The sequence below is a fragment of the Mycobacterium sp. 1165196.3 genome, assembly GCF_001673415.1.
GTDB classification, from domain to species: Bacteria; Actinomycetota; Actinomycetes; order Mycobacteriales; family Mycobacteriaceae; genus Mycobacterium; species Mycobacterium europaeum_A.
Genome location: NZ_LZLU01000008.1, coordinates 17,782 through 42,351 on the forward strand (window position 1 = coordinate 17,782; position 24,570 = coordinate 42,351).

23 protein-coding genes are annotated in these 24,570 nt (G+C 67.5%); 18 read left to right on the forward strand and 5 right to left on the reverse strand.

The features are described from left to right. The first annotated feature begins 1 nt into the window (after position 1). From A5659_RS00705 to A5659_RS00750, 10 genes are all read left to right on the forward strand, one after another. Positions 2 to 1,099: a ferredoxin reductase gene (locus A5659_RS00705; RefSeq protein WP_066866480.1), complete on the forward strand. Its 1,098-nt coding sequence runs from the start codon at positions 2 to 4 to the stop codon at positions 1,097 to 1,099. 16 nt (positions 1,100 to 1,115) lie between these two features. Continuing rightward, positions 1,116 to 2,522: an acyl-CoA desaturase gene (locus A5659_RS00710; protein ID WP_066881379.1), complete on the forward strand. Its 1,407-nt coding sequence runs from the start codon at positions 1,116 to 1,118 to the stop codon at positions 2,520 to 2,522. Between the two features lie 105 nt (positions 2,523 to 2,627). Further along, on the forward strand, positions 2,628 to 3,944 hold the full coding sequence (locus tag A5659_RS00715) for a molybdopterin-dependent oxidoreductase (protein ID WP_082975864.1): 1,317 nt from the start codon (positions 2,628 to 2,630) through the stop codon (positions 3,942 to 3,944). Continuing rightward, a complete protein-coding gene (locus tag A5659_RS00720; RefSeq protein ID WP_067178827.1) occupies positions 3,937 to 4,443 on the forward strand; it encodes a hypothetical protein in 507 nt (168 codons plus the stop codon). The genes A5659_RS00715 and A5659_RS00720 overlap by 8 nt, the downstream gene beginning before the upstream one ends. A gap of 85 nt (positions 4,444 to 4,528) precedes the next feature. After that, complete coding sequence (locus tag A5659_RS00725; protein WP_066881382.1) at positions 4,529 to 4,828, forward strand: hypothetical protein; 300 nt, start codon at positions 4,529 to 4,531, stop codon at positions 4,826 to 4,828. A 36-nt stretch (positions 4,829 to 4,864) separates the two neighbouring features. Continuing rightward, positions 4,865 to 6,487: a class I adenylate-forming enzyme family protein gene (locus A5659_RS00730; RefSeq protein WP_067178829.1), complete on the forward strand. Its 1,623-nt coding sequence runs from the start codon at positions 4,865 to 4,867 to the stop codon at positions 6,485 to 6,487. Continuing rightward, on the forward strand, positions 6,474 to 7,247 hold the full coding sequence (locus A5659_RS00735) for a class II aldolase/adducin family protein (RefSeq protein WP_066866490.1): 774 nt from the start codon (positions 6,474 to 6,476) through the stop codon (positions 7,245 to 7,247). The genes A5659_RS00730 and A5659_RS00735 overlap by 14 nt, the downstream gene beginning before the upstream one ends. 110 nt (positions 7,248 to 7,357) lie before the next feature. After that, positions 7,358 to 8,626 carry an amidohydrolase family protein gene (locus A5659_RS00740; protein WP_066866492.1) on the forward strand — a complete coding sequence of 423 codons (1,269 nt, stop codon included), beginning with the start codon at positions 7,358 to 7,360 and terminating at the stop codon, positions 8,624 to 8,626. Between the two features lie 276 nt (positions 8,627 to 8,902). Beyond that, on the forward strand, positions 8,903 to 9,373 hold the full coding sequence (locus tag A5659_RS00745) for a GbsR/MarR family transcriptional regulator (RefSeq protein ID WP_066866496.1): 471 nt from the start codon (positions 8,903 to 8,905) through the stop codon (positions 9,371 to 9,373). Continuing rightward, positions 9,370 to 10,191, forward strand: a complete 822-nt coding sequence (locus tag A5659_RS00750; protein ID WP_067178831.1) for a class I SAM-dependent methyltransferase — start codon at positions 9,370 to 9,372, stop codon at positions 10,189 to 10,191. Before A5659_RS00745 ends, A5659_RS00750 begins: the two co-directional genes overlap by 4 nt. A gap of 4 nt (positions 10,192 to 10,195) precedes the next feature. On the opposite strand, the gene A5659_RS00755 is transcribed toward A5659_RS00750, so the two are convergent. Continuing rightward, the gene (locus A5659_RS00755; protein ID WP_067178834.1) at positions 10,196 to 11,215 is read right to left on the reverse strand and encodes a nitronate monooxygenase family protein; all 1,020 of its coding nucleotides are present in this window, start codon (positions 11,213 to 11,215) and stop codon (positions 10,196 to 10,198) included. A gap of 116 nt (positions 11,216 to 11,331) precedes the next feature. Here A5659_RS00755 and A5659_RS00760 point away from each other — a divergent pair, with 116 nt between their 5' ends. Continuing rightward, complete coding sequence (locus A5659_RS00760) at positions 11,332 to 12,933, forward strand: arylsulfatase (RefSeq protein ID WP_067178855.1); 1,602 nt, start codon at positions 11,332 to 11,334, stop codon at positions 12,931 to 12,933. Positions 12,934 to 12,961: 28 nt separating this feature from the next. On the opposite strand, the gene A5659_RS00765 is transcribed toward A5659_RS00760, so the two are convergent. Genes A5659_RS00765 through A5659_RS00775 form a run of 3 tightly spaced genes read right to left on the reverse strand, consistent with a single transcriptional unit; the run spans position 12,962 to position 15,110 of the window. Continuing rightward, entirely contained in the window at positions 12,962 to 13,627 is a 666-nt protein-coding gene (locus A5659_RS00765; RefSeq protein ID WP_067178836.1) for a class I SAM-dependent methyltransferase, read from the reverse strand. A gap of 38 nt (positions 13,628 to 13,665) precedes the next feature. Then, positions 13,666 to 14,505, reverse strand: coding sequence for a sugar phosphate isomerase/epimerase (locus A5659_RS00770; protein ID WP_067178839.1), 840 nt, complete (start codon positions 14,503 to 14,505; stop codon positions 13,666 to 13,668). Next, a complete protein-coding gene (locus tag A5659_RS00775) occupies positions 14,502 to 15,110 on the reverse strand; it encodes a preprotein translocase subunit SecD (protein WP_197497863.1) in 609 nt (202 codons plus the stop codon). The genes A5659_RS00770 and A5659_RS00775 overlap by 4 nt, the downstream gene beginning before the upstream one ends. A gap of 217 nt (positions 15,111 to 15,327) precedes the next feature. On the opposite strand from A5659_RS00775, the gene A5659_RS00780 reads away from it, so the two are divergent. The 7 genes from A5659_RS00780 to A5659_RS00810 all read left to right on the forward strand — a co-directional run bounded on the left by A5659_RS00780 (position 15,328) and on the right by A5659_RS00810 (position 23,723). Next, the gene (locus A5659_RS00780; RefSeq protein ID WP_067178842.1) at positions 15,328 to 16,011 is read left to right on the forward strand and encodes a TetR/AcrR family transcriptional regulator; all 684 of its coding nucleotides are present in this window, start codon (positions 15,328 to 15,330) and stop codon (positions 16,009 to 16,011) included. A gap of 249 nt (positions 16,012 to 16,260) precedes the next feature. Beyond that, the gene (locus A5659_RS00785; RefSeq protein WP_066866515.1) at positions 16,261 to 17,463 is read left to right on the forward strand and encodes a cytochrome P450; all 1,203 of its coding nucleotides are present in this window, start codon (positions 16,261 to 16,263) and stop codon (positions 17,461 to 17,463) included. Beyond that, on the forward strand, positions 17,463 to 18,299 hold the full coding sequence (locus tag A5659_RS00790) for a mycofactocin-coupled SDR family oxidoreductase (protein WP_067025164.1): 837 nt from the start codon (positions 17,463 to 17,465) through the stop codon (positions 18,297 to 18,299). Before A5659_RS00785 ends, A5659_RS00790 begins: the two co-directional genes overlap by 1 nt. Positions 18,300 to 18,328: 29 nt before the next feature. After that, a complete protein-coding gene (locus tag A5659_RS00795) occupies positions 18,329 to 19,297 on the forward strand; it encodes an enoyl-CoA hydratase/isomerase family protein (RefSeq protein WP_066866519.1) in 969 nt (322 codons plus the stop codon). 19 nt (positions 19,298 to 19,316) lie between these two features. Beyond that, the gene (locus A5659_RS00800; protein ID WP_067178847.1) at positions 19,317 to 21,668 is read left to right on the forward strand and encodes a CaiB/BaiF CoA-transferase family protein; all 2,352 of its coding nucleotides are present in this window, start codon (positions 19,317 to 19,319) and stop codon (positions 21,666 to 21,668) included. Continuing rightward, the gene (locus A5659_RS00805) at positions 21,665 to 22,426 is read left to right on the forward strand and encodes an SDR family NAD(P)-dependent oxidoreductase (protein WP_066880469.1); all 762 of its coding nucleotides are present in this window, start codon (positions 21,665 to 21,667) and stop codon (positions 22,424 to 22,426) included. The genes A5659_RS00800 and A5659_RS00805 overlap by 4 nt, the downstream gene beginning before the upstream one ends. A 19-nt stretch (positions 22,427 to 22,445) precedes the next feature. Beyond that, on the forward strand, positions 22,446 to 23,723 hold the full coding sequence (locus tag A5659_RS00810) for a hypothetical protein (protein WP_082975866.1): 1,278 nt from the start codon (positions 22,446 to 22,448) through the stop codon (positions 23,721 to 23,723). Between the two features lie 74 nt (positions 23,724 to 23,797). Here the strand turns inward: A5659_RS00810 and A5659_RS00815 are convergent. Further along, positions 23,798 to 24,570, reverse strand: a 773-nt coding sequence (locus A5659_RS00815) for an HNH endonuclease signature motif containing protein (protein ID WP_156748728.1), incomplete at its 5' end; no start/stop codon positions are given.

Genomic DNA, 24,570 nt, shown 5'->3' on the forward strand with positions numbered 1-24,570 from the left:
CATGGCTGAACGCGGCGCCGAGCCCAACGTCCCGTGGGGGCGGCGGTTGTTCCTGCGCGCGGTGCGACGGTTGTTCAGCCCGTTGCAGCCCGACGACTACCTCGAGATGATCAACCCGCTGTGGACCACCAAGGAGCTGCGCGGGAAGGTCGAAGGCATCGAGGCGCAGGGCTCGGAAGCGGCCAGCGTCCTGATCCGCCCCGGATACGAATGGCCCGGCCACAAGCCCGGTCAGTACGTGCGGCTCGGGGTGGTGATCGACGGCGTCTACCATTGGCGCGCCTACTCGCTGACCTCGGATCCCAGGCCGGAAGACGGCCTGATCAGCGTGACGCCGAAGAGGGTCGACGGCGGCGCCGTGTCGCCGTATCTCGTGCACAAGATTCAACCGGGCGACCTGGTGCGGCTGGGCGAAATCGAAGGCGTGTTCACGCTGCCCGAGCCCCTGCCGGACAAGATGCTGTTCATCAGCGCGGGCAGCGGCATCACGCCGATCATCAGCATGCTGCGCGACCTCGATCATCGCGACGAAATGCGCGACGTGCTGGTCATTCATTCCGCGCGGACCCGCGAGCAGGCGATGTTCCTACCGGCGCTGGAAGAGCTCGAGAAACGCCACGAGGGGATGCGGCTGGATCTGCGCCTCACCTCCGAGCAGGGCCGATTCACGCCCGGCGACCTGGACGAAGCGTGCCCAGACTGGCGCGAGCGCGAGGCATTCTGCTCGGGGCCCGGGGAAATGCTCGACGCTCTGATCGAACATTGGGAAGAGCACGGCGACTGCGACCGCCTGCACTTCGAGCGGTTCCAACCGAAGATCGGCGGCGACGCCAACGCCGGCGAGGGCGGCGTCGTCTGCTTCCTCGACAGCGACAAGGAAGTCGAATGTGACGGCGGCACATCGATTCTCGAGGCCGGCGAGAAGGCCGGTCTCAACCTTGCCTATGGCTGTCGCATCGGAATTTGCCATACCTGCGTCGGGACGCTGAAGTCGGGCAAGCTGCGTGACCTGCGCTCGGGTGACGTGATCGAACCGACCGGACAGGACGTCCGAATCTGCATCAACACCGCCGAGGGCGACGTCGAACTCGAACTCTGATCGAAAGGAGCGGCTCGTGACAACTGCCGTGAAGAATGCCGCTGACAATCCGCTCGGCCGCTTGAGCGAACAAGAACTGGAAAAGCTTGCTAAGGAATTCGACGCGATTCACGACGAAGTGTTCGCCGACCTCGGCGACCGCGACCGCCGCTACATCAAGAACGTCATCTCGGCGCAACGACAGATCGTGGTGGCCGGCCGGATCTTGTTGCTGGCATCCCGGTCGAAGACCGCGTGGCTGCTGGGCACCGCGTGTCTGTCCATGGCCAAGATCCTGGAGAACATGGAGATCGGCCACAACGTGATGCACGGCCAGTGGGATTGGATGAACGATCCCGACATCCACTCCTCGGTGTGGGACTGGGACACGGCGTCGACTGCGGAGTCGTGGAAGCACTCGCACAACTACATCCATCACACCTTCACGAACATCCTGGGCAAGGACAAAGATCTCGGCTACGAGATCATGCGGATCGACCCCAACCAGAAATGGGCGCCGCGGTATCTGGGCCAGCCGATCTACAACCTGCTCCTCACGCTGCTGTTCGAGTGGGGCGTGGCGGTCCACGACATGGACATCGATGCCATCCGCAAACGCGAGAAGCCGTGGTCGGAGGTGCGCAAGGACCTGAAAGGCATCGGGGTCAAAGCCCGGGCGCAGATCGTCAAGGACTACCTCGGCTGGCCGTTGATCAGCGCCGGGGCGTTCGGGCTCACCCAGTTGGCGTTGGGCGGCCGGCTCGAACAGCCGTCGCAGTCCCGCATCGCCAGGAGGCTTCGGCGGGTGTCCACGGGCGGCCGCGCCGGCGCCGCCGCGAGCTTCCTCGACAAAGTCGCACCCGGCGTCGAAAGCACCTACCTGCGCACCCTGGCCGCCGACGCGCTGGCCAATGTCATCCGCAACGTGTGGGCGCACGCCATCATCTTCTGCGGCCACTTCCCGGACCAGACCTACACCTTCACGCCGGAAGAGGTCGAGGACGAGTCGCGCGGCGGCTGGTATGTGCGTCAGCTGCTCGGCGCCGCCAACATCGACGGCAGCCCGCTGTTCCACATCATCAGCGGCAACCTCGGCTATCAGGTCGAGCACCACCTCTACCCGGACATGCCGAGCAGCCGATACTCGGAGATCGCGCCGCAGGTCAAAGAGATCTGCGAACGCTACGAGCTGCCCTACAACTCCGGCCGCTTCTCGAAGCAGTGGGCGATGGTGCACCGCAGCATCTTCCGGCTGGCTTTCCCGGGCGGAAAGCCCCGGCCGAAGCCCGGTCCGTACCACGGCAACGTGCATCGGCCCGATCCCGAGCGGCTCAGCGAGGGCACCCGGTCGCGCGACCGGGTGCCCGCCGAGCATCCCTCCGCCGGTCCCGAACACGACTCCGGTGGCGTCGAGGTGCAGCCGCCGCCGCGGGGCAAGGACTGACCCGCACCCACCGCGCGCCACCGAACTGAACCCAATTCGCTGCCCCGTCGTGGATCATCATCGATGGCACGGTAAACGCGGTCGGTGACCGCGGGTGAGGGGCGAATGAAGCCGACGCGCACGACCGGCACACCCGCCACCGATGACCTCGAAGCGACGAGAGATCCGGGCGGCCCATGCGCCCGGCTGTGGCGCAGCCCGCTGCGCGGACCCTGGCTGACCTCGGTGTTCGGTTCGGTGCTGTTGATGACGCTGCCGATCGTCATCCTGACCGGGCTACTGTCCTACATCGCCTACGGGCCGCGGCTCGGCCAGGCCATCCCCGCCGACGTCGGCTGGCTCAAGCTGCCGACCTTCGATTGGCCTACCCGTCCGTCGTGGTTGTATCGCCTGACCCAGGGGCTGCACGTCGGGCTCGGGCTGGTTCTCATCCCGGTGGTGCTGGCCAAACTGTGGTCGGTGATCCCGCGGCTGTTCGTGTGGCCGCCCGCCCGGTCCATAGCCCAACTGCTGGGACGGGTTTCGCTGCTGATGCTGGTCGGCGGCATTCTGTTCGAAATCGTCACCGGCGTGCTGAACATCCAGTACGACTACATCTTCGGATTCAGCTTCTACACCGCGCACTATTTCGGTGCCTGGGTGTTCATCACCGGCTTCGTCATGCACGTCGCGATCAAGGGCCCGCGGATGTCGGCCGGCCTGCGCTCGATCTCACCGCGTGACGTCCTGCGCACCGGACGTGCCGGCACCAGAGCCCAGGCATTTGAACCGGACGGGCTGGTCGCCCCGGAACCGCGCCCCGCGACCATGAGCCGTCGGGGCGCTCTCGCGTTGGTGGGCGGTGGCGCGCTGTTCATGGCGGTCATCACGGCGGGCCAGACGCTGGGTGGCTATGCCCGGCCGGCCGCGCTGCTGCTGCCGCGAGGGCGCACCCGCGGGTCCGAGCCCAACGGCTTCGAGGTCAACCGGACGGCGGCCGCCGCCGGCATTTCCGCCCGGGACACGGGGGATGGCTGGCGGATAACCCTGACCGGCGGCCCCCGGCCGGTGGCGCTGGATCGCGCGGCCCTGCTGGCCATGCCGCAGCACACCGCCGTGCTGCCGATCGCCTGCGTCGAAGGCTGGTCGACCACCCAAACCTGGACCGGCGTGCGACTGGCCGACCTCGCCCGACTGGCCGGCGCGCCCGCACCGGACTCCGCGCGAGTGTCCTCGCTGGAACGATCCGGCGCCTTCGCCGCCGCCACACTGCAACGCAACCAGGTGCTGCACCCGGACGCGCTGCTGGCGCTGCGGGTGAACGGCGCCGACCTGTCCCCGGATCACGGCTTTCCCGCGCGCATCGTCGTGCCCGCGCTGCCCGGCGTGCACAACACGAAATGGGTGGCTTCCATCGCTTTCGGGGCGGCCGGGCATGCGTAGCGCGTTCACCAGGATCTACGGATCGCACCCGCTGCACCTGCTGACCATGATCGCCGGCTTTGCGCTGTTGGGCTACGTCGTCGTCGTCATCAAACCGGCCACCCTGTGGAACCCGCACGTCTGGTGGCAATCGATCATCGTCTGGTTCGCCGCGGCGGTCGTCGCCCACGATCTGGTGTTGTTTCCCGTCTACGCCTGCGCCGACCGGCTGCTGTCCCGCGGCCGCGCCCAGGCGTCACCGCAGCGTGCCGACGCCGGGGTGCCGGTGCTCAACCATCTGCGGGTACCGGCGCTCGGTGCGGGCCTGACGCTGCTGGTGTTCCTGCCCGGCATCGTCGGGCAGGGCGCCTCCACGTACCGGGCCGCCACCGGTCAGACCCAAGACCCGTTTTTCGGCCGGTGGTTGCTGTTGACCGCCGCGATGTTCGCGGTCAGCGCCGGGATCTACGCCGCGCGCCTGGCGATGGGCCGCCGGCGGACGCGGCCGCGCCGCGTCTAGCCACCGAGACGATGCCCCGCCGGTTCCGCGCCGAGGTAACCGCGCGACCTGCGCGATCACCGGCCGCCAACTACTGTTCTGCCCTGTGGGCACCCCGGGCGCCAAGACGCGAGCCGCGCTGTGCGGTTGTGTGACCGCGCTCGTCGTCGCGGTGGGTTTCTCGCCCGGCGCCGCGCCGGCCGTCAGCGCCTCGTCGTCGGTCGTGACGCCCGCGCCGCCTGTTCCCGGCGGCGCCCTGCCGGTGCACCCCATCGGGGGAGGCGGCGGCTGCATCATCGGCCTCAATTGCGGCTGCGCGCGCAACGCCACCTGCCCCTCCCCACACCCGCGCCGCCCGAGCGCCGACAAGAACCAGCACGCCGCGCCCGCCCCGCCGAATCCCTAGCGCCGAACCCGCGGGTGGCTTTCCTATCATTTGGTGATGAGCGCCGGTGGGCTGAAACCCGTGGGTTCGCCGGCATTTACCGACGAGGAGTCGGCCCGCTTTCATGCCGCCGGCTGGTGGAGCGGGTCGACACTTTCGGATGCGGTGCGGCGAAACGCCGAACGGACACCGGAGCGCCACGCCTACGTCGACCATGGCGGGCCGGCGTTCACCTGGCGCGGATTCGACACTGCCGCAACCAGTTTGGCTGAGACGCTGGCCGGAATCGGCGTGGCCCGCGGCGTGCGGGCGGCGGTCTGGCACGGCGACTGCGCGGCCATCCACGCGCTGTTCGTCGCGATCGAACGATGTGGGGCGGTGGTCGTCGGCATCGGTGCGCGGGCCGGCACCCGGGAGGCGACGGCGATTCTGCGCACCGCCGGGCCGAAAATCCTCATCAGCGATCCGCCCCGCGCCGGGGTGGCCGCGGAAGTGGCGAGCGAACTGCGGGTGCCCCGGCTGGTGTTGGGCCACGAGGGCGGGACGCTTCGCCTCGACGTCGACGCAGAGCCCAGGGCGCTGGACCGAGACGCCCAACTCGGTCCCGACGACGTCTTCCTGATCAACTCGACGTCCGGCACTACCGGGCTGCCCAAGTGCGTCGTGCACACCCAGAACCGTTGGCACTACTTCCACCAGAAAGCCGTCGCCAATGGGCGACTGACGCCCGACGAGGTGTTCCTGCCCGTCATTCCCACCCCGTTCGGGTTCGGGCTGTGGACCAGCCATACCACCCCGATCCACCTCGGCGCCACCGCGGTGCTGCTGGACCGGTTCACCACCGCGGCCACCTGCGCGGCGATAGCCCGGCACCAGGTCACCGTATTGTGTTGCGTCAGTACCCAGTTGACGATGCTGATGGCCGATCCGGCCAGCCGCGGTTACGACCTCAGTTCGCTGCGTGTGGTGTACACCGGCGGGGAGGCGTTGCCGTACCGGCCCGCGGCCGAGTTCGAGGAACTCACCGGCGCCAAGATCCTGCAGTTCTACGGTTCCAACGAAACCGGGATGCTCAGCGCGACAACCCTCGACGATTCGCGCGGGCACCGGCTGCGCACCGCGGGCCGGCTCATCCCCGAAATGTCGGTCCGGTTGTTCGACGGGGACCGCGACGTCACCGCCACACGGCGCGGCCAGCCCGCCTGCCGGGGACCGGCGACGAGCCTGGGCTACCTCGGCGGCACCGACCACGACAAGCTGTTCACCCGCGACGGGTGGATGCGCATGGGGGACATCTGCGAGATCGACGCCGACGGTTACCTGCGGGTCACCGGGCGTACCTCCGATTTCATCGTGCGCGGCGGCAAGAACATCAGCGCGAGCCAGGTCGAAGACGCCGTCATGACCCATCCCGCCATCGCGATAGCGGCCGCGGTCGCCATGCCCGACCCGGTGTTCGGCGAAAAGGTCTGCCTCTACGCCGAACTCACCGACTCCGCGTCCGTCGACCTGCCGGGGCTCGTCGAACACCTGCTGGCGCTGGGGGTTTCCAAGGAACTGCTGCCCGAACGCCTGATCGTTCTGGACGAACTGCCCCGCTCATCCGGCGGAAAGATAGCCAAAGGCCGCCTGCGCGAGGATATTGGAGCCAGAATGGAGGCCGGTCATGAACGCTCCTAACGCGCGGCGCGGCGGATTGGAAGTCTGGGCGCCGTCGGTGGTGCCGCCCATCGGCGTGGACCTGTCCAGCGAGCAGGCGTTGGCCATCGCCTTCCGCCACCTGGCCGGCATCGGGTTCGCCGAGAACATGGCCGGGCACATCACCTGGCAGCTCGACGGCCAAACGGAGATGTTCGTCAATCCATGGGGGCTGTGGTGGCAGGAGATCGCCGCGTCCGACATCTGCGTCGTCGACGCCGACGCGCGCGTGATCCGCGGACGCTGGGACGTCACCCCCGCCATCCACATCCACACCGAGCTGCACCGGGTGCGCGACGACGCCCGCGTGGTGATCCACAACCACCCGTACCACGCGTGCGTGCTCGCCGCGCTGGGCCGACTGCCCGAACTGGTGCACCAGACGGGGTCGCTGTTCCTCGACGACCTGTGCCTGGTCGACACCTACGACGGCGAAATCGACAGCCCCGCGCGCGCCGCGGAACTCGCGGCGCGGATCGGCGGCGCCAACCTGACCATCCTGGCCAATCACGGCGTCATCGCGACCGGCCGCAACCTGCCCGAAGCCGTCTACCGCGCGGCATCCATCGAACGCGTCTGCAAGCTGGCCTACGACGTCATGCTCACCGGCAACGAGACGGTGGCGATGAACTGGTCGGACATGGCGGGCATGCAGCGCTCGCTGATCGAACGGGCGGCCGATGTCTACTGGGCCGGGGCCGCGCGCATGACCATCAAGGCCGACCCGAGCGTGCTCACGTGACCGTCGAGTGTGCACTCACGGCGGCGACACGCCGGCACACGCCGCCCCCACCGCACGCTGAACACCGTCAGTTCACACTCAACAACGCCGCGCCGCAGGGGGATTGACGCGTGAAATCGATCGACGAGCTGGCCACCGACCTGAACTTCACCACGGCCAAAACCGGCGCCCAGCGCTCGGTCACCTTCCTGCCGGACCCGCCGCGGGCACCCCGGCGCTACACGGTGATCTCGGTGGACGATCACATCGTCGAACCCCCGGACACCTTCACCGGCCGGCTGCCCCGCAAGTTCGCCGACCGGGCGCCGAAAGTCGTCGAGACCGACAGCGGGGGACAGACGTGGGTCTATGACGGCAAGGAACTGCCCAACGTCGGCTTCAACGCCGTGGTTGGACGGCCGGTGGCGGAGTACGGCTTCGAACCGGTCCGGTTCGACGAAATGCGGCGGGGCGCATGGGATATCCACGCCCGCATCAAGGACATGGACCTCAACGGCATCTACGCCTCGCTGAACTTCCCGTCGTTTCTGCCGGGCTTCGCCGGGCAGCGGCTGCAGCAGGTGACCGGCGACCGCGACCTGGCGCTGGCCTCGGTGCGGGCTTGGAACGACTGGCATTTCGACGTCTGGGCGGGGTCGTATCCGGACCGGATCATCCCCTGCCAACTGCCGTGGCTGCTCGATCCCGAGCTCGGCGCGAAGATGATCCGCGAGAACGCCGAGCGCGGCTTTCACGCCGTGACGTTCAGCGAGAACCCGGCGATGCTGGGGCTGCCCAGCATCCACACCGACCACTGGGATCCGCTGATGGCGGCCTGCGCCGAGACCGGCACCGTGGTGAATCTGCACATCGGGTCGTCGGGGTCGTCACCGTCCACCACCGCCGATGCGCCGCCGGACGTGCAGGGCGTGCTGTTCTTCGCCTACGCCATCTCCGCGGCGGTCGACTGGCTGTACTCCGGGCTGCCCAGCCGGTTCCCCGACCTCAAGATCTGCCTGTCCGAGGGCGGCATCGGCTGGGTGGCGGGGCTGCTCGACCGCCTCGACCACATGCTCAGCTATCACGCCATGTACGGCACCTGGCAGGCGCTCGGCGAGACCCTGACCCCCGCCGAGGTGCTGACCCGCAACTTCTGGTTCTGCGCGGTCGAGGACAAGTCCTCGTTCGTGCAGCGCGACCGGATCGGCGTCGACAACATCATGCTGGAGGCCGACTACCCGCATTGCGACTCGACCTGGCCGCACACCCAGCAGACCATTCACGAACAAATCGGTGATCTGCCACCCGACGTCATCCGAAAGTTCAGCTGGGAGAACGCCTCTCGGTTGTACCGGCACCCGGTGCCGGCTGAGGTGCAACGGGATCCCGAAGCGTTCTGACCAGTCCGCGCGGGCGCCCGAGCACAATGCGCAAAAGCCGAAAATCGCCCGTTGCGTGGGTATCGCGCACAAGCGAGCCATCGCCCGTATCGCTTTCGTAACTTCGATCGTAACGAGGTGCCGGGACCTTAATCGGCATCGCCACCGGTCGCGATCGACAGCGTGCTGGGCATGCGGGCCGCCGCGGCCCAGGGGGCGGCCAGTTGACCTCACACTGGCCGACCCGACGCCGTATAAGCTACGTTTAGTACGTACTGAACGTGGTTGGGAGTTTTGATGGCGCCGGACGAGGCCGAGTTCGTCGACCGCCTCGGGCTCTTCTTCGAGCTCCTCGGCGCCACCCGGACCATGGGCCGGGTGTACGGGTGGCTGTTGATCTGCGATCCGCCGCAGCAGTCGTTGACCCAGCTGACCGAGGCGTTATCGGTGAGCAAGGCGTCGATCAGCACCGTCGCCCGGCAACTGCTGGATGGCGGCATGGTGGAGCGGTTGCCCAGCCCCAACCGTCAGCACGTCTACCGCGTCAGGCCTGGCGGCTTCACCAGCGTCCTGGCGACTCAGCTGTCGCTGATGCGGTTGGGCATCGAACCCGCCGAGTACGCGCTGTCGATGCTGGGCGAGGACCGCGCCGAACAGCGGCAGCGCGTCGAGGATTTCCGCGATTTCTGTGAGTTCTGCACCCAGGCCTACGGCGAGCAACTCATGCGCATGTGGACCGAATACCGGGCGAAAAGGAAACAACCATGACCGCGACGGACAAAGTCGACTTCAGTTCCGTGTCCTGGGGTTCGGTGGAGTGGACGAATCTCGTCACGCTCTACCTGCGTGCCCACGAAAGCCGTTCGGAGCGGCCGATTCTGGGGGACAAGGCGGCCGCCGAAGCCGTGGACCGCATCGACTACGACTTCAAGCGAATCCATCGGATGTCGTGGCCGGCGGCCAATCAGTACCTCGTCGCGCTGCGGGCCAAGCAGCTCGACAATTGGTGCGCCGACTTCCTCGGCCGCCATCCGGACGCGGTCGTCCTGCACCTGGGCTGTGGTTTGGACGGGCGCGCGTTTCGCCTCGGTGTGCCGCCGTCGGTGACCTGGTTCGACGTCGATCAGCCGAGCGTGATCGGGCTGCGCAGCAGGCTTTACGACGACACCGAGGGCTACCGGATGATCGGCTCGTCGGTGACCGAACTGCAGTGGCTCGATCAGGTCCCGACCGGCCGTCCGACGCTGATCGTTGCCGAGGGCCTGCTGATGTACCTGCCCGAGGACGACGTCCGGCGGCTCCTGCAGCGGCTGATCGACCGATTCGCCGGCGGCGAAATGCATTTCGACACGCTGTCTGCCCTGGCGCCGCTGATGTCGAGGATCTTCACCCGGGGAATCATCAAATGGGGAATCCGCGACGCGCGCGAGATCGCGACGTGGAATCCGCGGCTGCGCTTCCTCGAGCAGACACCCGTGCTGGCCGATTACCAGCGAATCCCCTCGGCCGCGGTGCGGTTGATCTACCGGGTGACGTGGCTGACCGCCGGCCGCCACTACGACGTGCTGAACCGCTTCGAGTACTGATCGGTCACAGGTCGGAGGCCAGTCGGCGCAGGATGTCGGCGGCGGACTCCGCGGTCGCGTGCCGATATCCGGTGCCCGCCCAGAGGTGGACGAAGTCCGGCTTGCCCGCGGCCGCGGCGGCCTTGCGCAGCGGGCTGGTCAGGTAATGGATGGCGGGGTAGCCCGGTGGCGCCTCGGCTTCATGGGCCTCGATGAACGCGTTGCGCAGGCCGCGGGCGGGCCGGCCGGTGAAGGCACGGGTCAGCACCGTCTCGGTGTACGCGGGATCGATCAGGGCCGCTTGATGAGTGGCCGAGGCGCCGCTCTCGGTGGCGCGCAGCAGCACGGTGCCCACCGCCGCTGCGGTCGCGCCGGCGCGGATCACCTCGGCCACCGCGGCGGGGGTGGCCAGCCCGCCGGTGGCCAGCACGGGCAGGGGCACCCGCGCGACGACCTGCCGGACCAGGTCGACGATCGGCACCGGCGTCAACGGCCGCTGCGGCGAGAGGGTGCCGGAGTGCCCACCGGCGTCGGCGGCCTGCACGGCGAGCATGTCGACGCCGGCGTTGTACGCCTGCGCCGCCTCGTCGGCCGTGGTGACCGTCTGGACCACGACGCTGCCCGCCCGTCGCAGCGCGGCGATCACGTCGCGCGACGGTATGCCGAAAGTGAACGACACCATTGGAACGGGGTCGTCGAGCAACAGCGCGATCTTCTCGTCGAATTTGTCGTTGTCCTCGATCGGTTCGGGCGGCAGCGTCAGCCCGAACTGGTCGGCGTCGGCCTGCACGATCGCCGCGTAGGCGCGGTAGCGTTGCGGATCGACCGGCACCGGATTGGGCGCGAAGACGTTGACCCCGAACGGGATTCCTTCGGCGCGAACGGCTTTGATCTCGGCCTCGATGGCCTCGACGGTCTTGTATCCGGCCGCGAGCAAGCCCAGGGCGCCGGCGCGGGAGGCGGCCGAGACCATGGCCGGGGTGGTCGGGCCACCCGACATCGGAGCCGCCACCAGCGGGATGGACATTCCAAACTGCGTCAACATCTACTTGCCCCTTCGCTGTTCGCAGTGCGGGCGGATAGAGCCCGCCTCGACAGTATCGACGTCGAGCGGGTGCGCATCATTCCGCCATGGCGACCGACCTGGCAGGATGCTTGAGCGTGACGCGCCCCAACTTCCTCGTCATCGTTGCAGACGACCTCGGGTTCTCCGATCTCGGCGCATTCGGCGGCGAAATCGAGACGCCCAATCTCGACCGGCTGGCCCACGCCGGTGTCCGGCTCACCGATTTCCACTCGGCCCCGGCCTGCTCGCCGACCCGGGCCATGCTGTTGACCGGGACCGACCACCACATCGCCGGCATCGGCACGATGCTCGAGGTCGCTTCCCCGGACTTCCGCGGCGCACCCGGGTACGAGGGCTACCTGAACGACCGGGTCGTCGCGCTGCCCGAACTGTTGCGCGACGCGGGATATCTGACGCTGATGTCGGGCAAATGGCACCTCGGCGCCACCATCGAGACCTCGCCGTGGGCGCGCGGCTTCGAGCGCTCGTTCGCCCTGCTACCGGCCGGCGCCAGTCACTACGGCGGAGTGGGAGCGCGCGGATTCTCGCCCGTGCCAACGCTTTACACCGAGGACGACCGGTTCGTCACCGTCGGCGACGACTTCTATTCGTCGGACGCCTACACTGACACGCTGTTGCGGTATCTGGATGAGCGCGACGCAGACGACGACCGGCCGTTCTTCGCCTATCTGCCGTTCCAGGCTCCGCACTGGCCGCTGCAGGCGCCCGACGAATCCATCGCGAAATATCGGGGCCGCTACGACGCCGGGCCGGACGCGCTGCGCGAGGAGCGGCTGGCCGCACTCAAGCGGCTCGGCCTCTGTGCGCCCGACGTCGTCGCACACCCGGTGGTAGCCGACGGCGCGCCCGAGTGGGCCGACATGACCGACGAGCAGCGCGCGCGCTCGGCGCGCAGCATGGAGGTCTACGCCGGGATGGTCGACCGGATGGACCACAACGTCGGCCGGGTGATCGACTACCTCACGGCCAGCGGCGAACTCGACAACACCGTCGTCATCTTCCTGTCCGACAACGGCGCCGAGGGCGCGATCGTGGAGGCGATGCCACTGCGCGGACCCCAAATCGCCGCGCAGATCGAAAAGCATTGCGACAACAGTCTGGAGAACCTGGGCCGGCCCACGTCGTTCATCTGGTACGGCCCGCGCTGGGCGCAGGCCGCCACCGCGCCGTCGCGCCTGCACAAGGCGTTCACCACCCAGGGCGGGATCCGCGTGACCGGCTTCGTCACCTGGCCCGGCTTCGCCCGCCAGCAAGAGATCGGCACCGCGTTCAGCACGGTCATGGACATCGCGCCGACCCTGTTGGAGCTGGCCGGCACCACGCACCCGGGCACGTCGTACCGCGGCCGCGCGGTGGCCCCCATGCGCGGCCGGTCACTGGTGGATTACCTGACGGGCGCCACCGAGACCGTGCACGACGCCGACACCGGCACCGGCTGGGAGTTGTTCGGCCGCCGCGCCATCCGCCAGGGTGACTGGAAGGCGCTGTACCTGCCCGCGCCATACGGGCCGGGCGGCTGGCAGCTCTACGATCTGTCCGCCGATCCCGGTGAGATCGACGATCTGGCCGCCTCCCGGCCCGACAAGCTGGCCGAGCTGCTGGCGCTGTGGGATCGCTACGTCGAGGAAACCGGCGTGATCCTCGACCCCATCTCGGTGTACGACCTGCAACTCTGAGGACGCTGACCGTAACGTTCGCTAGCGATCACCCGCTGGGTCTTCGGGCCTCGAACAGCTCGACCGCACCGCTGTGCCGTGCCGCCAAGACTTCGAGTCCCGCGTCCGCCAGCCAGCGTTGCACGTCACCGGCCCGGGGCGTATCGCCGAAAAAGCCCGCCGCCCGCAGCGCGGTCACAAAACGATCCTGGCGCCAACCGCGACCGCGTACACAGGTGCTCCCGCGAAGAAACCCACCCGGCTTCAGCACGCGGGCGAGTTCGACGACCGCCGCTCGTGGGTCGGGAAGACAGTGCAGACCGTTGAACGTCAAGGCCAGGTCGAAGGTGTTGTCCGGGAAGGGCAGATCCGTGATATCGGCATCGGTGAACTCCATCAGGTCGGCCACGCCCAGCTGAGTTGCCCGACCGCGTGCCCGCCCGAGCATGTCCGAGGAAATGTCGGCGGCCACGTAGCGACAATCCTGCCCGGGGCGCAGGCCGCGAAAGGCAAATCCGCCACCGCACGGGACGTCCAGCACACGGGCGCCGGCGGGAGCTTCACCGACGCGCCGAACCTCTTCCAGCAGGTCATGTAACGCCAACCCCCACAACGCTTTTGCGCCCACCGCAGCGACGCTGTCATGCATTGCGGCCGTGTTGTACAACGCCGATGCCACCCGAGCCGCACGCCAGCGCTCCGTTACCTGCCCCATCCGCTGACCCTAACCGGAAACTCGGGGCTACCGCTGCGTTACCCGGCCTGAACCTCCGACAGCAAGCGGCGTGCGGCCTCGACGCACGGACGTAGGCGGTCCAGCGGGCTCACCCCCGCCAACGCCAACGATCGCCGCGGCACTTCGATTTCGAGCACCGTATCGGCGGGAAGCGCGGCAAGCAGGTCGTGCAGCGGAAGTTCGCCCTCACCGGGAACCATGCGCTCGAACATGGCCTCCTCCAGGTAGTTGTCGATGCGCGGCCGCAGCGTCGTGTCGTTGAGTTGGGCGTAGCCGATGCGATCGGCATCGATGGCGGCCAGTTCGGCGGCGCCGGAGCCCGACCGCACCAAGTGCATGGTGTCGATCAACAAGCGGAATTCGCGGCGTGCGACGTATTCCGCGGCGGCGAGGGCGGCGCTCAGGTCGCCGATCGTCAGGCCGGGCACCGGTTCGACGACCGTCTCGATATTGCGCTGCGCCGCAAGCTCGGTCAGTGCGGCGAACTGGTCAAGGGTCCGGGCAAGGTCGGGGTCCACGCTGACCACATTGATTCGGGGGACACCGAGCTCGGCCATCACGTCGAGATCACCGCGCAGGGCGCTGACGTCGGCGCCGGGCACCACCAGAAACCCGTCGCCCAGCGAGATGCTCACGCCCCCATCGCGCAGCGCCGCGAGCAGGTCGCCGCGCAGCGCGGCGTCGTCCTTCAACGAGAAACGAGGATAGCCCAGCGGTACCAGCGGCATCCCCTGCACGGCGACCGAGATGTGGCGGCATCCCAGCTTCGCGGCGAGACCCACCAATTCGATTGGTGGCAGCCCGAATACGCTGAGCATGCCGATGCCGAGGCGGTCCGCCCGCCCCGATGGTGTCATGCGGGGCGGCCCACAAGTTGCGCCAATTGCGCAGCGCCCTGGGCCGTTTGGGTGGTCAGCACGATCCGCCCCGAGGTGGCCGGTTGCTCGATGATCGGCGCCTCGAGCACCATGTTGTCCCGGATGAAGGCCATGTGGTCTTGCAGATGCTCGCCGGTGAATGCGGCCCAGGCGGCCGTCGACGGGGGATCCAGCACAAGGGTCAGTTCGTAATAGTCCGCAGTCAACGATTTCGGCGGGTCCACGTGCACGAGGCCCAGTTGCATGGTCTCGGGGCCCAACGTATAGACGGTGGTTCGCCCGATGTCACAGGTGGTCAGGGTGTCCGTCGGCTTGGTCGGGGCGTTCGGATCGGTGGCCGGGCACTTGACGGCGGGAGTCGTGGGCTGCGACTTCGTCACCGGCCGCACCGGCAATGGGGCGATCTTGACCACCGGTGGGGGTGGCGGTGGCGGGGGCGCGATGGTGCTCGGCGGCGCGGTGGTCGATGAGCTGGACGGTGCGGGCCGGTGCGCGTGCTGGCAGCCGCTCATCGCGGCGGCGAGCAGGCCGAGCGACCCGAGCCAGGCGGCGGCATTGCGCACGCGCAAACGACGGTGAATCATCCGAACTGACTCTACTCGCCGGCCATTGGTTTTCCGTCCGACGGGAAGCCTTGCACCGCAATTTCTTTGGTGTGTATCAGCGTGGAACGTCGAATTCGGACACCCCGAGTCGGCGCCGTCGTCGGGGATGAGCTGCCTTTATCCGACACCCTGGCGCGGTGGAGAATGTGCCCTTTACCGACACTATAAATATAGAGTATGGTCGCGATTCAAGCTCATGGACAGACGACGAAAACCCAATCCCGCCGAGCGCCGCCGCGACCTGTGCGACGCGGCAATTCAGCTGTTGGCCGATGACGGGGCCAAGGGATTGAGCCATTTGAAGGTCGACCGCAAGGCCGGAGTGCCGGACGGAACGACCTCGTTTTATTTCCGCACCCGATCGGCGTTGCTGCGCGCGGTGGCCGAGCGCTCCGCCGAGCTCGACCTCGCCGAGCTGCAGGCGATCGCGGACAGCTCCGATGCCGACGCCGCACGTCGCGCACCGTCGCGGTTGTCGCAGGTCGTCATCCAGGCCGGCAGCGATCCGCAGCTGTACCGAACCAGGGCCCGTTACGAGCTCACCATGCAGGCCACCCGCGACCCCGCATTGGCCGCGATCCTGCAGCAGGCCACCGACGAGTTCACCAAGCTGCACCGGGAAATCCTGGTGCAGCTCATGCCGCACGGCGCCGACCTGGATCCAGCCGTCGTCGAGGATCTGAGCAACGTCACCCTGACGTTCATCAACGGTCTGCTGCAGCGGTTCGCCCACGGCGACCGGATCATCGACAGCGCCGAACAGCTCGACGGGATCCTCTCGGCGATCGCCGCCGGGATTTTGAGGAGTTCGGACAAGGGGCGGCTCACCCAGACGGGTGGTCTGCGGCTGTTGGGCCGCGGGGCGGCCGGGTCGGGATGAGGGCGCCGACCGGACACGGCGCACCGGGCTCTGGCTCTTGCCAGGGCGTCCGCTGTATGGTTCTCTACGACAATAGAGTAAGCCCACGTTCATGCGTCGTTTTCTCCCGCGCTCGCGCAGCAGTGACAGCGACGCAATTAAGCGGAGTGTATAAATTGCCCGGACCGAATCCAGCGCTGCAACGCTGGCAGCGCTAGCCCTGGTGCAGGTAATGCGGGTACCGAAAAGTGCAGCGGTAGGAGGGTTTTCGTGACGGCGAGCACCGACAGCAGTGTTCGGTTCGATCCATACGATGTCGGGCTGATTGCCGACCCGTATCCGATGTTCGCGCGATTGCGCGAAGAGGCTCCGCTTTATTTCAACGCCGAATACGACTTTTACGCGGTGAGCCGTTACGCGGATGTCAGCAAGGCGCTCGTTGACCATGAGACGTACAGCTCCGCGCGGGGCGCCATCCTCGAGCTGATCAAGGCGAACCTCGAGATCCCGCCGGGCATGTTGATCTTCGAAGACCCGCCGATTCACGACGTGCACCGCAAGCTGCTGTCGCGGATGTTCACCCCGCGCCGGATCGCCGCGCTCGAGCCGATGATCCGCGACTTCTGCGCGCAACTGCTGGATCCGCTGGTGGGATCCGGACGCTTCGACTTCGTCACTGACTTGGGTGCGCAGATGCCGATGAAGGTGATCAGCATGTTGCTCGGCATCCCCGAAGACGACCAGGAGTACATCCGCGACCGCGGCAACGCCCAGCTACGCACCGAGGCCGGCAAGCCGATGGACGCCGCCCAGCATGGCCTGTCCGTGGGCGAGCAGTTCGAGGCCTACATCGACTGGCGCGCCGAGCATCCGTCCGACGACATCATGACCGAACTGCTCAACGTCGAATTCGTCGACGAGACCGGTACCACCCGCCGGCTGTCCCGCGAGGAGATCCTGGTCTACCTCAACGTCGTGGCCGGTGCCGGCAACGAGACGACGACACGGCTGATCGGTTGGTCCGGAAAGGTTCTCGCCGAGCACCCCGACCAGCGTCGCGATCTCGTGGTCAATCCCACTCTCATCCCGCAGGCCATCGAGGAGTTGCTGCGCTACGAGCCGCCCGCCCCACACGTGTCGCGGTATGTCACCCGCGACGTCGTGGTGCACGACGAGACGGTGCCCGAAGGCAGCGTGATGATGATGCTCATCGGGTCGGCCTGCCGCGACGAGGCCCAATTCGGGCCCGACGCATCCGAATTCAACATTCACCGCGCGGTCCGCCCGCATCTGACCTTCAGCATGGGCACGCACTTCTGCCTTGGCTCGGCGCTGGCCCGTCTGGAGGGCCGCATCGCCCTGGAGGAGATCCTGAAGCGATTCCCCGAATGGGAGGTCGACCTGAACAGTGCCACCCTCAGTCCAACCTCCACGGTGCGGGGCTGGGAGTGTATGCCGGCGCTGGTGCCGTGATGACCGGCCGGGTCGAGGGCAAGGTGGCTTTCGTCAGCGGTGCCGCCCGCGGACAGGGCCGCAGCCACGCCGTGCGGCTGGCGCAGGAGGGCGCCGACATCATCGCGGTCGACGTCTGCGGGCCGATCGAGCACCTGGCTTATCCCCACTCGACACCGGAAGACCTCGCCGAGACCGCGGATCTGGTCAAAAACCTCGACCGGCGCATCGTCACCGCCCAGGTGGACGTCCGCGACTACGACGCGCTGAAGGCCGCGGTGGACGGCGGGGTGGAACAGCTCGGTCGCCTCGACATCATCGTCGCCAATGCCGGCGTCGGGACCGACGGCAGAAAGCTGCACAAGATCCGCGAGGATGTCTGGCAGGACATGATCGACATCAACCTCAGCGGCGTCTGGCACACGGTCAAAGCCGGTGTGCCACACATCCTTTCGGGCGGACGCGGCGGGTCCATCGTGCTCACCAGTTCGGTGGGCGGCCGCAAGGCCTACCCGAACACCGGTCACTACATCGCCGCCAAGCACGGCGTCATCGGCCTGATGCGTGCCTTCGGCGTCGAGTTGGGCCCGCACCTGATCCGGGTCAACTCCGTGCTGCCCACCCAGGTCAGCACCACGATGGTGATGAACGACAACACCTATCGGCTCTTTCGTCCCGATCTGGAAAATCCCGGACCCGACGACTTCGCCCCGATCTCGCAGATGATGCACACACTGCCGGTGCCTTGGGTGGATGCCATCGACATCAGCAACGCTGTCCTGTTCCTCGCCTCTGACGAATCTCGTTATGTCACCGGCGTTTCGCTTCCCGTCGACGCGGGCAGCTTGCTCAAATAGGCGCTAACCCCCAGTGAAAGAAGAAGCCCATGCCTGAATACGACTACGAAAAGCTGAAGAAGGAAGCCGAGCAGTACATCAAGTTCGAGAAGGACAAGAAGAACCGGATCGCCTACATCACGTTCAACCGCCCGGAAGAGCTCAACTCGACCACGCTGGGCATGCGGCAGAACTACGCGGACCTGATCCACAAGTGCAACGTGGACGACGACGTCAAGGTGGTCGTGATCCGCGGCGAGGGCCAGGACTTCGGCAGCGGCGGCGACCTACCCGAGCAGCGCCCGATGCTGGAGAACCCGGGCCTGCCGCTGCACCACGAGTTGGCGATCAACGACGACGACGTCAAGTACCCGCCGGGCGGCTCGTACCGGTACCTGTCCACCGTCACCGACTTCTACGCCAAGGCCCGCGCCGGAAACCGCCCGCTGCAGGAGCTTCGCAAGATCAGCATCATCGAGGCCAAGGGCTACTGCTACGGATGGCACTTCTATCAGGCCGGCGACGCAGACCTGGTGATCTCGTCCGACGACGCGCTGTTCGGGCACCCGGCCTTCCGTTACGTCGGTTGGGGACCGCGGCTGTGGTGGTGGGCCGAGACGATGGGCCTGCGCAAGTTCTCCGAAATGCTGTTCACCGGACGGCCGTTCAGCGCGAAGGAGATGTACGACTGCGGATTCGTCAATAGTGTGGTGCCCCGCGACCAGCTGGAGGCCGAGACGGAGAAGTACGCGCTAGCATGCTCGAAGTCGCGTCCGACCGACACCGTCGCGGTGCAGAAGACGTTCCTCGAGCTCTACAAGCAGCACAAGGGCGAGTACTTCGGCAGCCTGCTGACCGGCATGGTCGAGGGCATGTTGCCGATGATCAAAAACGACGCGGAAGAGGTCGACCTGACGGGGGGCACCTTCGAAAAGGGTCTGAACAATGTGGTCAAGGACAACGACCTCAACTTCCCGCCGGAGTGGCGCCTGAGCCGCTCGGGACGCGCGAAGCCCTGACCGATTTGGCGGGGCGTACATCTCCGCGCTGACGGGTATCAGGATCGTCGAGTTAGCCGAATCCGTCGCGGGCGAGTATTGCGGAAAGCTGCTGGCCGACTTCGGCGCCGAGGTGATCAAAATCGAGGCGCCGAAGCGAGGCAGTGCGACCCGCGCCATGGCGCCCGTCGTTGGCGACGGTTGCGAAGGCAGCGCCCTGTTCGCCTACCTCAACACCAACAAACGCTCGGTCGTTCTCGATCTCGGCTCGGCGGCCGACATCGAGCGGCTGCACCGGCTCATCGACACCGCCGACGCGGTAGTCGAAGGCCGGACCGCGGGCTGGTCCGCGCAACACCCGTCGGTGGTCTGCTGCTCCATCACCCCGTACGGCGAAGGCGTGGCCGCCGAGTTCGACAATGCTCGCAGCATCAATGTCTTTCACGCCAGCGGCTGGGGATATCACACGCCGAGCCACCCCGACCCGACCAAGCCGCCGCTGCAGGGTCCCGGCCGCTTCCTGGCCGACTACGAGGCGGGGCTGGAGGCGGCGCTGTGCGTCGCGTCGTCATTGTGGGGACGTCTGCACACCGGGAACGGCGAGTTCATCGACATCTCCGAGCAGGCCGTGCTGGTGTCGCGCGCCGATTGCATCCTGGGCCGCCTCGTCACCGGCGAGGTGCCGGCCGACGGTGAGCGCGGCGATTACGATCAGGCGGGGCCGGCCTCGTTCTTTGCCTGCGCCGACGGTTTCGTCTACTTGTACATGACCAGCCGGTCCCACTGGGCCGGGGTGAAAAGCCTGATGGGACAACCGGATTGGCTCGACGGATTCGAGGACGACTGGCTGGAGTTCTCCGTCACCGCCGAGAAGGTCACGGCTTTTCAGTGCGGCTTCGCCGCATGGGTCGCCGGCCTCGCGAAGGAGGAGGCCTCGGAACGGGCGCAGCGGCTCGGTGTGCCGCTGGTGCCCGTCAACGGCGCCGCGGACCTGCACCAGTCGCCGCAGTACCGCCATCGCGGTTTCTTCCAGCGGGTCCGCCATCCGGTGCTGGGTGACGCTGCGTATCCCACGGTGCCGTATGCGTTCAGCGCATCGCCGGCCCGGATCACCGGCGCCGCACCGCGGCTCGGCGAACACACCCGCGCGGTCATGGAAAGGATCGACGCTCCGCGCGCCCGGCCGGTGGTGAGGCCGGCCCAACTCAAGCCACCCAAGAACCCGCGGGGCGGACCGCTGGAAGGGGTGCGCGTCGTCGAGCTCACCAAGGTGTGGGCCGGCCCGTACGCCGGAAAGCTGCTGGCGATGCTGGGCGCCGAAGTCATCAAGATCGAGACGGCCGACAGCCCCGAGGAGATGCGCGCCTACGGCGGCACGGACATCAACCATGCGCCCTACTTCTTGAGCATCAACCCCGAGATCCTCAGCGTGGACCTCGATATCAAATCGGCCGACGGGATGGCACGGCTGCGGGAGCTGATCGCCCGCAGCGATATCGTCCTCAACAACCTGCGCCCCGGCGCCATGGAACGCCAAGGCCTGGGGTACCGACAGCTCACCGAGATCAAGCCCGACATCATCTCGGTGTCGATCAAGATGTGGGGCAACGACGGGCCGCTGGGCCACCAAACCGGCTATGCGCCATGCTTTGCCGCGCTGGCCGGACCGGCAGCGCTGGTCGGCTACCCCGGCGGCCCGCCGCTGGGGACCAGCATGCGCTACGGCGATTCGACGGTCGGGGCGGCCGCGGCCTATGCCGCCGTGGTGGCATTGCTGCATCGCGAGTTCAGCGGCGCAGGGCAATTCGTCGATCTGTCGGCCGTGGAGACGCTCTCCTCGATGATCGGTGACTGCCTGTTGGAGCAGTCGCTGACCGGCCGGCAGCTGGGTCCGGCCGGCAACAACCATCCCGACATGTGCCCGCACGGCTGCTACCCGTGTGCCGACGGCGCTTGGGTCACGGTAGCGGTCGCGACCGACGCCGAATGGCTCCGGTTGTGCGAGGCGCTCGACGCCGCGACGCTGGCCGACGATCCCCGCTACGCGACGGGCGATTCGCGACACCGGCACGCCCGGGCGCTCGACGCGGACCTCGCCCGGCTCACCCGAGACCAGGACGCGGAGCGGCTCGCGCAGCGGCTGCGGGCCGCCAGGGTGCCGGCCGCCAAGAGCGCCACTTCGGTGGATGTGATTGGGGATCAGCGGTTGTGGGACCGGGAGCTGTACCGGTTCGTCACGGATCACCGCGAAGGTCAGCGGCCGGTGCTCGGGCCGTCCTGGCGGATGGCGCGTTCCCCCGCGCGGATCGCGCGCGGCGCGCCGGACCTCGGCGAGGACACCGACTACGTTTTACACGAGATACTCGGCACGCAACCGACGGGCGGAACATGACGACACTGGCGCGCGCAGCGGCCCTGGTCACCGGCGCCAGCAGCGGCATCGGCGCGGCGACGGCCCGAGCGCTGGCGGCGCAGGGCGCGGCGGTCGCCTTGCTGGCGCGCCGGGCCGAGCGGCTGGAGGAGCTGAAGGCCGAGATCGAATCCGTCGGTGGGACAGCGCTGGTCGTGGCGGCCGACGTCACCGATGCCGAACAGGTGGCGTCCGCGGTGCGGCGCACCGTCGCGGAGCTGGGACGCCTCGACATCCTGGTGAACAACGCGGGCCTGATGCAGTCGGCGCCCGCGACCGAGGCGTCGCTGCGTGATTGGGACCAGATGGTGTCGGTCAACGTGCAGGGCGTCCTCTACGCCACGCGCGCGGCGCTTCCGCACCTGATCGAGGCGGCCGCCGACGCACCGCGCGGGGTGGCCGATCTGGTCACCATCAGTTCGACCGCCGGCTGGGTCGCGCGGCCGAACACCGCGGTGTATTCGCTGACCAAATTCGGGGTGAACGCCTTCAGCGAGGGCCTTCGCCAAGAGGTGCTGGGTAAGCGGGTCCGGGTCGGGGTGGTGGGTCCCGGAACCGTGGACACCGAGATCTTCAGTCACCTGGCCGAATCGTCGCGGGAGGCGTTCGAACGGCAGACGGCCGGCATGGTCATGCTGCGGCCCGAGGACATCGCTGATGCCGTGTTGTTCATGGTGACGCGCGACCGCCGGGTGGCGGTCAATCACATGTTGGTGCGCTCGGCCGAACAGACCTGGTAGCGGCGTGGCTTCGGACTGGGTGATCGGTGACCACCACGGACTGCCGTTCCCGGCCGACCCCGCGTCGTTGCGCAGCGGCGGGGCGGGGTTTTTGACCGAGGCGTTTCGGGCCTCCGGGGTGCTGGATGGCAACGGCGTGGCCCGGATCGGCGACTTCCGCGAGATCAGCGGTGGCAGCACCGGACGCAAGGCGGTGCTGTCGGTCGAATATGAAAGGCCCGCAACGGGTCTGCACACCGACCTGTTCGTTAAGTTTTCCCGCGATTTCCACGACCCGGTGCGCGACCGCGGAAAGACCCAGATGCAGGCCGAGGTTCGGTTCGCCTCCTTGGCGCGAGCGCCCGGATTCCCCATCGCGGTGCCCAGCCCGCAGTTCGCGGACTACCACGGTCCGACCGGTACCGGGATATTGATCACCGAACGAATCCGCTTCGGCACTAACGGGATCGAGCCGCAATACCACAAGTGCCTCGACTACGAGATGCCCAATCCGCTGGAGCATTACCGTGCGCTGCTGACCGCGCTGGCGCGGCTTGCCGGCACGCACCGGTCCGGCCGGCTGCCCGCGGACCAGACCGCGCACTTTCCGCTGGATGTGCAGGCCGCGACGGTGGGGGAGCGGGTGTCGCTACCGGCGGGCAAACTGGAACGGCGGATCGACCGGCTGGCCGAGTTCATCCGTACCCATCCCGGGCTGGTGCCCGCCGGCACCGGCTCACCGGAATTCCTGGCGCGCATGGCCGATGAGGCGCCCCGATTGGCGCAGTATGAAAACATTGTCGCCGATCACCTGGCCGCCGACGCCGACTACGTTGCGCTGTGCCACTGGAACGCCAACATCGACAACGCGTGGTTTTGGCGAGACGCCGACGGCACGCTGCGCTGTGGATTGATGGACTGGGGATGCGTCAGCCAGATGAACCTCGGCATGGCGTTGTGGGGAGCCATGTCCGGCACCGAAAACGACATGTGGGACACCCATCTCGACGACTTGTTGGAACTATTTGTCGCGGAGTTTCAACGCTATGGCGGTCCGCACCTGGAGCCGGACAGGTTGCGCCGGCACACGCTGCTGTATGCGGCGGTGATGGGCGTGGCCTGGCTGTTGGACGTTCCGGCGTTGCTGCGCAGGCGATTCGACGCCGCGCCGAGCAGCCGCACGGACCCGCGGATCAGGGCCGACGAGAGCGTGCGGGCGCCCCTGCAGATGCTGTCGAACCTGCTGTTGCTGTGGCAGCGGTACCGCATCGGAGACCTGCTCGACGAGGCACTCGCCGAAGGTGTTCGACTGAGCTAGCGCCCGACCTCGGGCGCCGGTCGAGATCCTGCCTAATTTCGCGAATGCTGCACTTGCACAACGAGTTTCGTGTGCTACGGCTCACCGTCGTCTCCGTCGCGCAGGAGTTTTTCGGGGTGGTGGAAGGTGTTGGTGCGGGGTTGGCCGGTGTCGAGGTGTGGGGGTGGTTTCCATTGGGTGTCGCCGTGGGTGTTTGTGCGGGTGGTCCAGCCGCCGGGTCTTAGTAGGCGGTGGTGGGGGCCGCAGGCGAAGGTGAGGTTGTTGACGTCGGTGGTGTGGCACTTGCTGTAGTCGGTGACGTGGTGGACTTCGCAGTAGTAGCCGCCTACGGTGCAGCCGGGGCTGCTGCAGCCGCGGTCTTTGGCGTACAACATGATTCGTTGGCCGGGTGAGGCGAGGCGTTTGGTGTGATAGAGCGCCAGGGCCTTGCCGTTGTCGAAGATGGCCAGATAGTGGTGGGCGTGGCGGGCTAGGCGGATGACATTGCTCATCGGCAGCAGGGTGCCGCCGCCGGTCAGCCCGCGTCCGGCGGCGGCTTCGAGGTCGGCCAGTGTGGTGGTGACGATGATGGAGGCGGGTAACCCGTTGTGCTGACCCAGGTTCCCGGAGGCCAGTAATCCTCTCAACGCCGCCTTTAAGGCGTCGTGGTTGCGTTGGGTGGTGCTGCGGGAATCCCGTTCGATCACCTGTTCACTGGGACTGCCGTCCACACACGGCGTGTCGTCGTCGGGATTGCACATGCCGGGGGCGGCGAGTTTGGCTAGGACGGCTTCCAGGGTGGCGCGGGCTTCGGGGGTGAGCCAGCCGCGCAACGGCGACATGCCGTCGGGTTGTTGGTTGCCCAGGG